We start from the raw sequence: 15232 nt of genomic DNA, 5'->3' as shown, positions 1-15232 counted from the left end.
TTTTACTGTTGGTGGCATTTGTTAGAGTTGGGCGGGTGGATGAGTAAGCGCTACACAGAGCAGCATAAGTGCTTGCCTCAAAAAGTGCGAAGAGAGTTGTCTGCTTTGCACTTTGCTTTTGCCAATTGCAAAAGCAGCGTCGCCCAAGTCTTTTTGTATCATGTATGTGACGCTACTACATACAGCCCATTGTTTGATGGGTAAATTAGCCAGATCATACGATTTTTTTTAACTCAAAATCAAAGTACTCTTAATTAACAAAGTCTCGTCCCGATCGCATCTAGCTGATGTGGAGGCTATGCTAAAGGTTACTACGCTCTTTTAGGAGCGATCGCAATTGCTTTTAATAAAGATACAAATCTAGTTATATTCAACCCTTACTTAGGTAAGTGCAGGGAAGAGCAAACGCGGTGAATCTAGCAAAAAACCATCTAAAAGCCTACAGGAGCTTCATTTTGTTGGCTCAATGTCTAGAGTAAGTACTGGCAAACTAGGGAAAATTAAAAATCTCCGGTAAATTTGAGTTGGCCTCATTTATACGGAAAAGTTGGCATGAACCATAACAAAAATCTGGAATCAGGGGAGTTGTCCTGTAAACTGCAAGCGATCACAACTGTGGTGTACGATGCTGTGCAGGGTTGTGAAAGTGAGACTGTAGCTCTTTTGGCTTTGCTTAGGCAATTGGAACAGTTACACAGAGAGATCCGAGATGGGGTTTTTCAAGAGAGTTTGCCTGTTAACCGTCGGCAACTTTACTCACTCCTAAAAGATATTGAGTCTGAGGGAGGCTGGCCTTATATCGAGCGTATGAGACTACAAGCTTTTCTAGCGAATTTGCCACAAGAGGCTGCCGCAGAAAATAGCCGTGAAGTTTTAGAGAGCGATCGCTCCTTTGCTGATTAACTCGAAAATTATTTTCTAGCTCTGAATTAACAACCCCGATCGCCTCATCAACCGCTAAACCAAGAGCGGTTGCTCATTGAGGCTTCAACTTGATTCATAATTAAAAAGAGTTTTTAGTGGGTATGCCATTACAAAGAAAGCGATCGCGCTCCTCAAGATTACGGTTGTGCTTGAGATAATCACCCACCCAGTCGCAACCACGAACAAGCAGATCGTCAAGGTTTAAATTCCACAGAATTATCGTGTTGTCATCACTAGCTGATGCTAGTGTTTGACCATCTGGGCTAAAACTGACACTTAACACTGGGGCACGATGCCCATTCAGACTTTTAATTAATTTACCTTCATGACTCCAAAGTTTTACTGTACTATCCCAACTGGCGGCGGCCAGCAATTCACCATTGGGACTGAAAGTTACAGCGTTGACGCTATCGCTATACCCTTTTAATAGGGTTTTTAACAACGTACCATCCCGTCGCCACAGTTTTACTGTGTTATCCCAACTGGCAGAAGCCAGCAACTCATCAGTGGGACTAAAGCTGACACCTAACACCCAACTGTCATGGGGCGAAAAAGTTTTGAGCAATTTGCCTTCACGGTTCCACAGTTTTACAGTTTGGTCATCACTGGCAGAGGCTAAAATCTGACTATCAGGGCTGAAATTTACGCTATTTACCCAACCCTGATGCCCCATTAAGGTTTTGAGTAACTTACCTTGACGGTTCCAAAGCTTCACGGTTTTATCTTTGCTAGCTGATGCCAGAAACTGACCATCGGGGCTGAAATTCACGCTCATCACACTATCGCGATGTCCGTGAAGAGTCATGATTAAAGTACCGTCAAGCCGCCAAAGTTTCACAGTTTTGTCATAACTTCCTGAAGCCAGCATTTTACCCTTGGGGTCAAAACTGACACTAGGAACTTTACTTGTATGCCCTACTAAAGTTTTGTAAAGTCGAGTTTTGAACTCGCCATTACTAGTGTATTTCTTCCAGAGTTTTACAGTGCGATCGCTACTACCAGAAGCCAGCATCTGACCGTTGGGACTCCAAGTAACGCTCAAAACTCGATCTTGATGCCCTTGAAGAGTAGGCGGTGTTGGGGCATTTAAACTCCATAGTTTCACGCTTTTGTCGAAACTTCCTGAAGCCAGCAATTTGTTATTCGGACTGAAAGCGATAGTAACAACAGCATCACTGTGTCCTTTGAAGGTTTTGAGTAAAGTACCAGTTACACTCCAGAGGTTTATGGTATTGTCTTCACCTGCGGAAGCTAACTTTTTACTATCGGAACTAAAGCTCACACTCCATACTGTACTGCTATGCTGCCGTAAATTTTTGTAAAGACGAAAGTCAAAACTGTCTTTAGTGTTGTTATTCTCGCGCCGCCAAAGTTTCACTGTCTTGTCTCGACCTGCTGACGCTAAAAATTTACCGTCGGGGCTGAAAACAGCTACAGTCACACCCTGCTGATGTCCCTGCAAAGTTGTAACCAGGCTACCATCCCGTCGCCAGATTTTCACTGTCTTGTCATCGCTGGACGAGGCGATTAATTGACCATCGGGACTAAAGTTTACCCAGTTAACCCACCCTCGATGTCCTCTCAGGATTTTTACTAATGTACCGTCTTTGCGCCAGAGTTTTATGGTTGTATCCTTACTGGCAGTAGCTAACAACTCACCATCAGGGCTGAAATTAACGCTATAAACCCAATCTTTATGTCCTCTCAGGGTTTTATATGGCTTGAGATCAAATTCACCTGTAATCGGGTTTTTATTCCAGATTTGTACTGTTTTGTCGAGGCTGGCGGACGCTAGGGTTTGACCATCTGGGCTGAAGCTTACAGAGGTAACAGCATCAGTGTGACCTTTGAGGGTTTGAAGTAAAGTACCATCAGGATGCCAAATTTTCACAGTCCGATCGCGGCTACCTGATGCTAGGGTTTGACCATCTGGGCTGAAAGTTACTCCCCAGACAATATCAGTGTGTCCTTCTAAGCGGTTGACTTCTGTTACCCCATAAACCGCCTGTTGCAGGGCTGTTACCACCCGCATTCGGGTATCTGGTTGCACTCCATCTGCCTGTTTTAGTTCTCTCCAAGCTCGCAAACTTTCTAATAAAGCATCAAACTCTTTATTAGACGCAAATAGAGCTTCGCTAGCAGCCGTGATTCCACTAATCCTCAAGTTGGTTTCACTGCGTTCAGCTCGCAGAGTTTGGTGAATTGCTGCTGTTTTTTGCAAGTCAGCTTGCCACCATAATGCTGCTATTGTTCCCCCCATGATTGCCAGCATTGCGCCTACAAACCGTGCTTCTCGCAGTCGGCGTTGCAACACCAAATTGAGTTGCTTTTGACTCAGTTGTTGGGCTACTTCTGCTCTAATTTTTTCAAGTTTGATTTTTTCAAACTCGGCGAGCATACCATAGTTGTTTTTTTGGCGAATTGGTTCAACTAAATAATCATGAACTAGCTGGTAGCGATCGCCTAATTCCTCTCTAACTCGCAACACCAAACCTGAACCCACCAATATTTCTAAAATCAGTTCCCCAACTATGTCAAAGCTTGATATTGTATCTATATCATGGTTATTAACTAATGCAGCCGCTAAATCAGCTTTACTTTTTAACGGTCGCGTCCCTTTCTCATCAGTTAACTCAAATAATAATTTCCAACTTAACTCTTCATTCTCCGGGCCGCAGTCTTCGATCACTTCCCCTAGCCAGCGTTCAACCAATTTTGCCGAGCCACCGCAAAGCTTGTATTCTCCAAGGGTAGTAATATTTTCTATTTGTAGTTGAGCGCCAACTATTTGTAATTCAATTGGATGTACTTCATCTAGTTCTCCTGTCAAATCCTGGACTAATCGGTTAATTAATTCATCACTTAGTTCATAATGAGAACGTTGAGTAAGACTTTGAATTATGGCTTTAGCATCCTGGCTAGAGAATTTTCCTAAATAGTAGCGAATGTCCTTATCGAGAATATTTTTATTAATTACACCTAAATCATATAGTCCAATACTATTTTTTTGGCTCAAACGTTCAAATTCTAATAAATGATGTAAGTAATCTTCTCTTAATGAAAGGATAATTTTTACAAATGAAATATTTAAACACCCACTAAATAATTGATAAAATTCAATTCTTTGTGTAGGAGGATTGCTAATAAAAAATAATTCTTCAAACTGGTCTAATATGAGAATTATTGTATAATTGCGCTCGGTTGCTAAACGAATTTTTTCTAGCAGTATACTGGATGTAGAGTCAGAATTAACTGATATTCCTGTGTATGCCAACGCTTGGTTGAGACTGCTGATTAAGACTGTGAGCCAATCAGTATAAACAGACAAAACAATAGGTATAGGAATGCGTTCTCCGATAACTTTTCCTGTCAGGGCTGGTACTAAACCAGCTTTGAGAATTGAACTTTTACCTACGCCCGATGGACCATAAATTACTGTAAGTTTATAGTCAGCACGACTAATTCTTTCAATCAAACGATTGACATCTTGCTGTCGTCCTGAAGCTGATATTTCTTGGGCAACTCCTTCAGGAATAAACGGTATTTTTTGAGGTTCCAATACTGGGTTAATTCTAGATCGTTGCGGCTGTAATTGACTTGCCCCAATGAAGGCACGAAATCCATACTGATGTTCTATCTGAATTTTTTCTTGCTTGAGTTTAAAGGCTTCTGTATAGTTATGACGCTCAAAAAAGTAAAGTGATCGCAGTTCCTCTAATATCTCTAAATACAGTGATGGCTGATGTTGTAGCTCACAAACTACCCTCGCCCATTCCAGGTTATTGATCGCTTCTTCTGATTCACCTAGATGTCGCTGTGTACGTGCAAGCAACAGAAGATGCCAACTTTCTTGTCGTCGTGTTCGCAAAGCATCTCGCAGAGAAACTTCTGTTGCTTCTTCGGAAATAGAAAGTGCCGCATTCGCTAATTCATGAGCTAGTACCCAATTCGACTCTGAAACTGCCACATTTGCCAAAAAACCATAATTTTGAGCAATTTGTGCAGGAGTTCCATAGATTTTATGTATAAGTAATGACTTTTGAGCTAATTTTTTTAAGTCGTCCCAAGCTTGTAAACGTTGCAGCATTTCACAAGCAGGCAAAATAAATTTAGCCACTAAGTCTTCTCTTTGTACCTCCTCCAATACGTCCAAGCATTGTTGAAACCACAAGAGAGCATGTTCACAATACCGACTATTACTATTGTGGTGTAAGTCTGCCATGCGGTGATAACACAGTCCCAGGTGGAATAGTACTATTGCTTGCTTGAGTAAAGGCGAGGGAGGAGTAGGGTGAGGACATGAGAGAGGTAAAGAAGAATTACTCTCCAACTCAGCTACTCTCTTCGTTTCCTGCTGCCATAATGCTAGGCTTCTTTGATAATTGCCTAAAGCACCATTAATTTGATCGTTGGCATATTTATCTCGTCCTAACACAAATTCTAAACTAGCTTCTAATCCTGGTGTTAATTGAATACCATATAGGCGCAGCAAATCATTACGGGCTGATTCTATTTCATGGCGGTGTTGAGACTTCGGATCTAAATCTAGGGAAGCATTAGATAAAAATGTTTCAGCACCTGCTTCTAAAACTTTGGCAAATAGAGATTCTGCTTCTTGGTGGATCAAAGCAATCAAATCTGCTTTTGCCATTTCAAATTTAATCGTGGTTGCAGCCCAACTTTTAAAATCAGGTGCTAATCTGGACAACAATGATGCAACTTCATCTTGTAGCCACAACACTACTGGGAATGGAAAAGTTGCGGCATAGATATCTCGCGCTTGGTTAATGCCTGTAAGCAAGTTTTCTAGGTCGATTGCTGACTCAATACCAAAAACCATAACAGCAGCTGGCAAAGAGTCTGTGAGGACAGCGGGATTATCTAAGGATAGTTCTGAGACTATTGTGTTGTGTAAGGAAGTTGTTGATGAATTGAGGACAATTTCTCTGATATTGATATCTTTGGTGATGGAGCGAATATTTTCTAACATTTGTTCACGTAATTGCCCATAGTTACACCGAACTAAAATTAGGGCAAATTGACCTTCAGAAAGTGCGATCGCTCTCATCAGTCTTTGCAAGGAATGCTGATTTTCTTTTGTGTAAACGTGTAGCTGCTTGTCAGTAGTCATTTTTTATTGAGCATTTGACATGGGACATTTGTACTGAGCATTCGCGTAGCGTCTTGTAGAGAAGCCGTAAAGCCTGCGGCATAGCTACGCTTAGGGCGCAGCCTTCCGTAGAGAAGTATTGGGCATAGACATGAGTAATTAGTCCAATGGCAAAGGACAAAGGACTAATGACTATTAACTTACCCAGCACTATTACTTTTTTTGTTGCCAAGCTAAAACTTTTTCTGTTTCTGCTAGGGCTGGACTGATACCAAACCAGCGCCCCAGAGGGTCACGATATTCAAACAAATACATGCTTCGTAGTAAGCTTTGATAGTCAGACTCACCTTTAACTCTCTGTTGTTGCACTACTTCAAACAATAATTCCCACTGGGATTCATCAATAGCTAATAGCAGATCGTCGCGGTAGTCTTTAATCACAGCTTCTAAGCATTCTCTAGAAAAAGGTGGATCTTGTCGTTGCAGGCAGCTATAAAGTAAACCCAATAAGTTGCGAATGTGGCCACCGCTAACTCGACATATCCGATCCAAGGTTTGGGAATGATCGAATAATTCTGTAATTAATAAAAGCCTTTCATTCAAAGAAACTTCTGGAAAAGCTCTTGCTAAAACTAACTGGCGTACTAGTGACATCCCTGGTTCGTAATCACTGCCATCTCTTTGCCGCACCAATACCATTGGTAGTACTTTTGGTGCAATCCCTCCCCCCAAGCGATTTTTTAATGTCTCATACTCATTAGAGAAAATTAACGTTAGAGGAATGGTGTAAACTAGGTGGCATTTGAGTCGGCGTAGCTGTTCGCCTCGGTCGATAAAGAGATATTCTGGTTGCGATCGCCCTGATGCTAAGGGACGCATATCGACTCGATCCAAATTATCTACGATCACTACCAGTCCTTTTTGACCCCGCAGCTTTAATTGTTCAACAGCCCTTTCTAAAATTTCTTCGTTAATCGCTTGCAAAATACTATTGGTACGTGGTTCCAAATATTGCCTCAGTTGATTCCGCATCTGGGTACTATCTTTGGTTTTGGCGGTAATTTTGGCAATACCTAAGGATAATTCTGCTTGTCCAGAAAGCTCTATGGGGCTTTGTAAAAAATCGCCTACTTCTTTAAACAAATTGGTAAAGTAACCACCTTTGAGTTTGATGTTAATGCCTTCTAAACTGGCACTGACTTGACGGGCTACACTCAGCAAAATATCGCTGATATCAATATCCGCCATGTCTAAGTCTTGACTGGACTCAAAATAAACCACATGAAATCCTGCCAATTCTAGTTCTGTTTTCAGGCGCTGCAATTCCGTTGATTTACCGCAGCCAATGTGACCCGTAAATAACTGACAGGTTGGCTCATCAGGAGAAATCCGAACTATAGTCCGTTGCAATTCTTCGACAATCTTACAACCACGGACATCAGCAAAATCTATGTAATACTGGCGATCTAGCACGTTGCTTATATTAAGCGTGTAGCTTGGGTTACATGCTTTATAAAAACGTGACAAATTGAATGTCGTTTTCATGTATGTATAGGTGTATGTAGACGCGTGGGTAGATGCAGTTAATCGTATTTTTTATACAAACAATCTCTAACTTTGATATAGGCACGCAATAGATTTGCAAGTTGGTAGTGTCTTGCAAAAGACAGCACTTATTACAGGATTACTGTCAGTAGTATGATAGAGATTTAATTGACCCTAATAACCTTAAACATATCTGTCCTTTTTACACCTACTATTGAGGTTTTGACAATCTCATAGCTTTTCTTTAACCTGACACAAACCTTGATGACGGAGTTAATCAGTAAAAAAGGCTACTCGATTATATTATTCCCTGTTTGTATAGTTGATGAGACATGACTAGTATGAATTATAGCAATCTATACATAGATAAAGGAAGACTTATTTATCACTTCACATTCTATTTGTCAATAAAACAAAATCAGAAATATTTAAATTAAGATTTTGTAATCTTTAAAGAAAAAATGTTTTATGTCCCTTGTCAAAAATACAACAGTGAGTTAAGAATGGACACCGGAAACTTTAATAGGAAGGATGACTAGAGACTACGTTCGTTGTGTACTTACTGTAAAGTGTTACTAAAAATAAAAAAAGTCTTGAGGAGAGCGGTTAACAGATGCCGACAGTGTTTACTGAAATTAATAATGATACAAGCGCGTCAAGGAATTTGGATTGTAACCAGAAAGGGGTTTGAATGGCTGGCATAATATCAGTTTCCCGCACGGATCTTGCCCAGCGTCGTAAAAAATTACGTCGGCGACGGCAGATGAGAATTATTCAAGCTATTTGGCGAACCTTTGCCATTACCGGTTTGGCGGGTGGATTGCTGTGGGTAGCAGTTCAACCAGTATGGGTGTTAAAAACTCCCAAACAAGTAGTGATGAAATCAGGTAATCAATTACTGTCAGATGAGACAGCTCAATCTCTATTAGTGCTATCTTATCCCCAATCTTTGTGGCGGATTGAACCAGAAGCGATCGCAAACTCTTTGAAAAAACAACCAACTATTGCTCAAGCGATCGTGAGACGTCGCCTGTTTCCTCCCGGATTAAACATCGAAATCCAAGAACGAGTCCCTGTCGCAATGACTCAAACAGCAAGTGGGGCAAATCAGGGTACTGGCAATAAAAAAGTCACACTGGGCTTACTAGATGCAAGTGGGGCCTGGATACCTTTAGAAAAATACACATCACTGAATCCCACTAGGAAATTACCCAATCTCAGAGTAATTGGCTCGCCCAAACAATACTGTCTCAACTGGGCTCATATTCATCAAGCTATCAGCCAAAGTACTGTGAAAGTAGTGGAAATTGATTGCCAAAATCCAGCGAATTTAATTTTGAAAACAGAACTAGGAAATGTGCATCTTGGCGTTCCAGGCCCCCTGTTGTCTGAACAAATTAAGGTACTCGCCCAAATGCGCCATTTATCAGCGAAACTCGATTCTGGTCAAATAGAGTATATTGATCTGAAAAATCCCGATTTTCCTTTAGTACAAATGAACCAAAAAGACCAAAAATTAACTCCCAAAAACCCTAAAAATATCTAGCGTGTTTAATGTATTGATAGCTCCTAGTAAATTAAGAAGCTTTATGCTGATAAAAATATTTATTATTTTCGGTTTTCCTGCAACTCGCGCGAAAATCGGCATTAACTTCTAATTAAAATGAGAAGATCAATCATGAAATCTCTTTTGTGAGTAAAACACTCTCAAATTGTTACCCTAACATCTAATAGTAGGGTGCAAGATGTCTGACAATCTAACTTTGGTCTGTTGAGGATACTTCCAAAGACAGTTTACTGAAGTTTAAACCTGTAACTTAAAGTACTACCAAAAGTTGCGTAAAGACTACTTTTGGGCAATCAGTTTGGACTATTCTGTACCATCTTTCTTAATTGGGTTACGAAACCTCTAGGGAAATCTTGATTTGTTGACCACACTAGTGAGGGTTCTCGTAAGATAGACTATTGCTCTAACAAAGTGTCCATTAAGACCCCCCAAACAACAAATTAATCAGGTATAGTCTGACAAGTAAATTCTTGCTTACTTCAACCTTAAGAATAAGTAAGTATCAGGTAAATTTTCTGTATAAAGTTGCAATTATCCCCAATGGTGAAACCTATTAACAATATTATTGAGGCAGATAAGATGCGCTGTAGTGTGTCTTTAGAAGTTATGTTCTCTGATGAGAAGAATGAAGAGATTAATGTCTGGTTGAAGTTATACAAGTCACTTTTGGATAAATATAGGTATACTTCTCTAGAATTGGCTGTGCGATCGGCTGCATTAAAAGCTGATCTCATAGCAAATTTTCATACCGCCAATTCTGTTAGGCTTGGCAGTAGTGAAAACAATAAAGAACAGTGCCATAGTATTGTGGCAGTGTCAAACTATAGTTGACTCTTAAGTGAATAGCACCTGGAAAAGTCGTTTATCTACCCTCTCACAAATCCAATGACACTTGATAATAACCAAGGACTCACCTATAAAAATTCCCAATCTCCGGGACAGCCTGGGTTTTCTCTGGCAGTTAACTCGACCAATCCCTTTAATAACTCTGGGATGAACTTCGGACAAAATCACGATAATAAGAAGATTTTTACGGAAAATAGCCGCATTGGCGAGATTGTCCCTGGTCGGGTTGCCAACATCAAAGTGATTGGTGTCGGTGGCGGCGGTGGTAATGCCGTTAACCGCATGATCGAATCTGATGTCTCTGGTGTAGAGTTTTGGTCAATAAATACTGATGCCCAAGCTTTAACTCTGGCAGGCGCTCCCAGTAGATTACAAATTGGACAAAAGCTAACGCGGGGCTTAGGAGCAGGTGGTAATCCTGCCATCGGTCAAAAGGCAGCTGAGGAATCACGAGACGAAATTGCTACAGCTTTAGAGGGTGCAGACCTAGTATTTATCACCGCTGGTATGGGTGGCGGTACTGGGACTGGTGCAGCTCCAATCGTAGCAGAAGTAGCCAAAGAAATGGGCGCTCTCACTGTTGGGGTAGTCACACGTCCATTCGTCTTTGAAGGTCGCCGCCGTACCAGCCAAGCCGAACAAGGGATCGAAGGCTTAAAAAGTAGGGTAGATACACTGATTATTATTCCTAACAACAAACTACTGGAAGTGATCCCCGAACAAACACCTGTGCAAGAAGCTTTTCGCTATGCAGATGACGTGTTGCGTCAAGGGGTGCAAGGTATTTCTGATATCATCACAATTCCCGGTTTGGTAAATGTTGACTTTGCTGATGTCCGGGCTGTGATGGCAGATGCAGGATCGGCATTGATGGGAATTGGCGTTAGTTCTGGAAAATCTAGAGCCAGAGAAGCTGCGATCGCAGCTATTTCTTCACCGTTACTAGAATGTTCTATTGAAGGTGCTAGAGGGGTTGTATTTAATATTACAGGCGGTACCGATCTTACTTTACATGAAGTGAATGCAGCCGCAGAAGCAATCTATGAAGTAGTTGATCCCAACGCCAATATTATTTTTGGGGCTGTAATTGATGACAGACTCCAAGGTGAGGTCAGAATTACTGTAATTGCCACTGGGTTTACAGGTGAAGTACAAGCTGCGGTACAACAAAGCGTAGCTAGTGTTCGAGTAGCACCTAATACCTCGAAGCGACCAACAACACAACAACCCGCAGTTAATCCCCCAACCTCAACTCCAAGTTCAACTCCAACTCCAACTCCAACTCCAGAACCAAAAGAAAAACCTGGATTGGATATACCTGACTTCTTGAGAAACCGACGAACACCACGGAATTAAAAGATTTTGGATTTGAGATTTTAGATTAAATTAGCAGTCTCAGGTTAGGCTAAGTGCTGTATAAAATCTGTTAGTTTCAGGGTTTACCAAAAGCAGGGATAAGCAATCCGTTGCCATCCCTAATTTTGCTAATTGGTAAAGAAATTTCTTAACGCTACTTATAGAATTAACTTAGGCAGGGTTCTGCTCGCTCCCATGTCTAGCTGTGCTTTTGGAACAAATAAACCAGAAGAACTGCCCAACTAGGAATGTTTAAATGTAGCCCGTCGTAGACATTGCTACATCTACCATTGCGATTCATTAAACTTATATTCTGTATAAACAAAGCTGTATGGGCGAGTTGCCCACGCAAGCACCCGAAGTAATGTTGTTTTCTGGGAAATAGGACACCAAGTAAAAATAATTTACATTTATCAATGAAGGCAGGAGGCAGGAGGAAAACCGCCTGTACTTTAGAAATGCCTTCACCAGTAGATAAGGCCTCGACTGAACTCTAGTTCATGGCTTCAAATCAGCAGGGGATTTGACCCCTACTGATTTACTCTTCCTGCCTCCTTGAATTTAATGACTGTTCAATCCATTGAATAACCTGATAACCAAGGTGAGTACCATCTAGACGATCAATTTCACGAATTCCCGTAGGACTGGTGACGTTAACTTCAGTTAAGTAGCCACCAATAACATCTATACCCACAAAAATTAAACCATCTTGGCGTAAGCGTTCGGCTACTTGGGTACAAATTTCATGTTCTCTTGGGGTAATTTCGGTTTGAGCGACTGTACCACCAGTTGCCATATTATTGCGAAAATCAGTTCCGCTAGAGAGGCGATTGAGCGCACCAATCGGTTCGCCATTGAGCAGGATAATGCGTTTATCTCCTTCTTTTGCCTCCGGTAGATAGGTTTGTACCATTACTGGCACTCGACCTTGGAGGGTACTGAGTTCGACAATGGAGTTAAAATTGCGATCGCTTGATTGCAAAAATAAAATTCCTTCCCCGGCTTTGTTTCCCAGTGGTTTGAGAACAGCTGCCCCCTTGGCTTCAACAAATTGCCGAATAAACTGCTTATCAGCACTGACAATCGTTTCTGGAATCGCTTTGGTAAACTGGAGGGCATACATTTTTTCATTTGCCCCTCGAATGCCGCTAGGACTGTTAATCAGCAGAGTTTTATTTTGGTCAACATAATCCAAAATGTAGGTGGCATAGAGGTAAGAATCATTGACAGGTGGATCTGTCCGCATAAATACGGCATCCATTGTCTCTAAGGAAGTTAAGGAAGAATCACTTAACTTATACCAAGGATTCGCCGCTATCCAGCGTCTCTCCACCAACTGCACTGGTACAAGTTCGACTCGCTGTAGGACAGCCCAAGCTTTGCCCTCCGCCACACTCAGCAGATTTGCTTGAGTTACCCAAACTTCGTGTCCCAGGATTTGCGCTGCTTCGATCAGGGCAATGCTGGTATCATGACACGGGTCAAGCAGATGGATGGGATCAATGATAAAAGCCAGTTTCACCCTTTATACCTCAATCACCAAGAAATTAAATGGTTGTTCAATTATTATCTCTTGATGATCTTACTAATTGATGTACATCTGTACTGCTGAGTAGGAACTGGAGGGTAAAGTCTTATGGACAGATACTTTTGCGAGAAGAAAAATTTCGTAAACAGAGTTGTAGCGACTGCTGCGTAATTTGCAGTGGCTTGTCGCTAGTGTAATATCTTCTAAACTTACACGGAAGTTAGTAGCTCATCCAGCCTGCCTTGACTGTCTAAAGCGTGGATATCATCACAACCACCAATATGATCGTCATTGATGAAAATTTGCGGTAACGAGCGCCGTCCATTTGCTCTTTGAGCCATTTTATTTCTGGCTGCTTCATCTCCGTCGATGCTGTATTCGATAAATTCAACGCCCTTGTTTTTCAGTAAACTTTTGGCACGGATACAAAACGGGCAAGTCCTCCAAGTGTAAATTTCTACTTTTGCAGCCATAATGTCCTCAACTTGATTTAATACTTTTTAATTTTAGAACGTTGCAACTGGCTGTAGGTTTTCTATGCGGTTTTGACTTTACTTTCAGAAGTGGCTAACTAAATTCAGTTATTTGTATCGCTGAGTTCCTTCGAGATCCGCTACACTTAGCCAGCTTTTTGTGCAGAACTATGCAAAACGAAAAATCGTTGAAAAGCCTAGAAAGAATGCAAGCTTTGCAACGATTTATAATTATTAGCCTATTTACACCATCTTGTACTTAATCAATTTTTACAGAATAGAGGGGATGCACGCTTGACTTTCTAAAAAAACAGTATTTCCTTTTATGGAAGAATCTGGTGTTTTTCAGTGTTGGCAGTTTTTTAACTGTCACTTAGGCTACTACTAAAGATTTTTTCCTTACCACTTTCAATGCACCCACTGCAAATAAACCAAGGGCGGCTGTCGTCCCAGGTTCAGGTACTTTTTTTGGTGGAGGAGGCGGAGGACTATAATAATTCCCTTGTGCTTTTATAATGCTAGGCTCACTTAAAGCGGTGCCATATTGGAAGCGAACACTACCAATTTTTCTTATATCAAAGTTAGCGGGCAGTCCTGATAAAACAAACGTGGCAGAATTGTCAACAAAACTTCCTCCTTTGACTGGTGAATTTGCATTAGCATTGTAGCCGTCAATAATGCCGTAATTCACTTGCTGCTGTCCACCAATGCCTTGAAAAATACCCAAGCCGGCAGTACCTAAACCATAGTCTTGGGTTACTCCATTAGTAAGTCCTGCGGAATTGGTAGTAGATGCAAATGCCCATTCCTTGCCATTAGGAGTATTGAGAAGATTTACATTATTTGTAGTGGTAGAGGGGTTGTTTTTAGTGACCGTTGCAGCTGTTGCTGAAATTAACGATAAGTTTAAGGGAGATCCAGCATAGTCCCAAAAGACTGATGTGAGGACATCAGAAGGAACTGAAACATTTTTCATGTTCGTTAGAGTCACTGTTAACTTACCTGGATTGAGTAAGTCATCAAAGACAACTGATGATGCCAGAGCATTATTTGATGCTGAGTTAGTTCCTGTGACTGAGAAAGTCATAGAGGCTGCATCTGCTCGGGACATCTGTGAAACTGTCACCACAGCTAATGCTGACATACAACAGATTGCATAACCCGCTATTTTCTTGGAATATAGTTGAGACACTCGATTGAAACTCCTTTTTTTATTGAGGATATTTAAAACCTCTCAAAATAACTTTTTTATGGAAGTTACCAACGTCTAAATTGACACAAAAAAATACCAATTGTCTACGTTATTTAGCAAGGTTAGCTAAAAATTTAAATTTGTAATTATCAATATAGTTTTTATGAACTAATGGAAATTTTCAGTATTTACACTTGATATATTTTTCTCAATTAGGATTGTCTAGATTCACGTTGAATAATCAATATTTGGTTTCTCAATATTATTACTTAAACAACAAAATTTTAGGAGATATTGATTATTCTATGAGGAAAAATTTTAGGTTGGATAAAGCGCAGTGTTACCCTGTAGACAACCACCTTGCACAAGGTATCTCACACCAATCTACACGAGTAGATATTTTAATCTTTCACTAAGTACATGAGTTAAATTAAATATAGGGATCCTATTTGATACTTGAAAACATACTGAGGTGAAAAGCCAGCTTTATCAGGGTTTTATTTAAAAGATTGTTCAAAAATCAAATCTGATTTTTGAAAAAATTCACTAGAAATCAAAAAGGCTTTTTTCTACTTCGTACTCCCCACTCCTTGCCTATCGCGCTTGCGCTGCGCTTCTCTACGAGACGCTTCTCTACGAGAGGCTTGTCTGCGACACGCTCCGCGAACGCGCACCACGCAAGTTAGTATGG

Annotated in this window: 9 protein-coding genes; 4 read left to right on the top strand and 5 right to left on the bottom strand. The window is 40.9% G+C overall.

Annotated features, from left to right (window positions below; translation table 11 throughout):
- The first annotated feature begins 552 nt into the window (after positions 1 to 552).
- Positions 553 to 903, top strand: a complete 351-nt coding sequence (locus NPUN_RS24300) for a hypothetical protein (RefSeq protein ID WP_012411114.1) — start codon at positions 553 to 555, stop codon at positions 901 to 903.
- Between the two features lie 100 nt (positions 904 to 1003).
- On the opposite strand, the gene NPUN_RS24295 is transcribed toward NPUN_RS24300, so the two are convergent.
- Complete coding sequence (locus NPUN_RS24295) at positions 1004 to 6055, bottom strand: WD40 domain-containing protein (RefSeq protein ID WP_012411113.1); 5052 nt, start codon at positions 6053 to 6055, stop codon at positions 1004 to 1006.
- A 192-nt stretch (positions 6056 to 6247) separates the two neighbouring features.
- Positions 6248 to 7579: a P-loop NTPase fold protein gene (locus NPUN_RS24290; RefSeq protein WP_012411112.1), complete on the bottom strand. Its 1332-nt coding sequence runs from the start codon at positions 7577 to 7579 to the stop codon at positions 6248 to 6250.
- 691 nt (positions 7580 to 8270) lie between these two features.
- Between NPUN_RS24290 and NPUN_RS24285 the strand changes: the two genes are divergently transcribed.
- The 3 genes from NPUN_RS24285 (at position 8271) to ftsZ (ending at position 11348) form a co-directional block, all read left to right on the top strand.
- Positions 8271 to 9125 (top strand): cell division protein FtsQ/DivIB, encoded by an 855-nt coding sequence (locus NPUN_RS24285; protein WP_012411111.1) that lies wholly within the window; start codon positions 8271 to 8273, stop codon positions 9123 to 9125.
- Between the two features lie 561 nt (positions 9126 to 9686).
- Positions 9687 to 9977 carry a hypothetical protein gene (locus NPUN_RS24280; protein WP_086000607.1) on the top strand — a complete coding sequence of 97 codons (291 nt, stop codon included), beginning with the start codon at positions 9687 to 9689 and terminating at the stop codon, positions 9975 to 9977.
- Positions 9978 to 10031: 54 nt separating this feature from the next.
- The gene (gene ftsZ / locus NPUN_RS24275; protein WP_012411109.1) at positions 10032 to 11348 is read left to right on the top strand and encodes a cell division protein FtsZ; all 1317 of its coding nucleotides are present in this window, start codon (positions 10032 to 10034) and stop codon (positions 11346 to 11348) included.
- A 538-nt stretch (positions 11349 to 11886) separates the two neighbouring features.
- On the opposite strand, the gene gshB is transcribed toward ftsZ, so the two are convergent.
- From gshB to NPUN_RS24260, 3 genes are all read right to left on the bottom strand, one after another.
- Entirely contained in the window at positions 11887 to 12870 is a 984-nt protein-coding gene (gshB, locus tag NPUN_RS24270) for a glutathione synthase (RefSeq protein ID WP_012411108.1), read from the bottom strand.
- Positions 12871 to 13085: 215 nt separating this feature from the next.
- Entirely contained in the window at positions 13086 to 13349 is a 264-nt protein-coding gene (grxC, locus tag NPUN_RS24265; protein ID WP_012411107.1) for a glutaredoxin 3, read from the bottom strand.
- Between the two features lie 373 nt (positions 13350 to 13722).
- Positions 13723 to 14541 carry an XDD4 family exosortase-dependent surface protein gene (locus NPUN_RS24260; protein WP_041565596.1) on the bottom strand — a complete coding sequence of 273 codons (819 nt, stop codon included), beginning with the start codon at positions 14539 to 14541 and terminating at the stop codon, positions 13723 to 13725.
- Between the last annotated feature and the right edge of the window lie 691 nt (positions 14542 to 15232).

The organism is Nostoc punctiforme PCC 73102, assembly GCF_000020025.1.
Lineage (GTDB): Bacteria > Cyanobacteriota > Cyanobacteriia > Cyanobacteriales > Nostocaceae > Nostoc > Nostoc punctiforme.
This window is presented reverse-complemented; position numbering and strand designations above follow the sequence as displayed.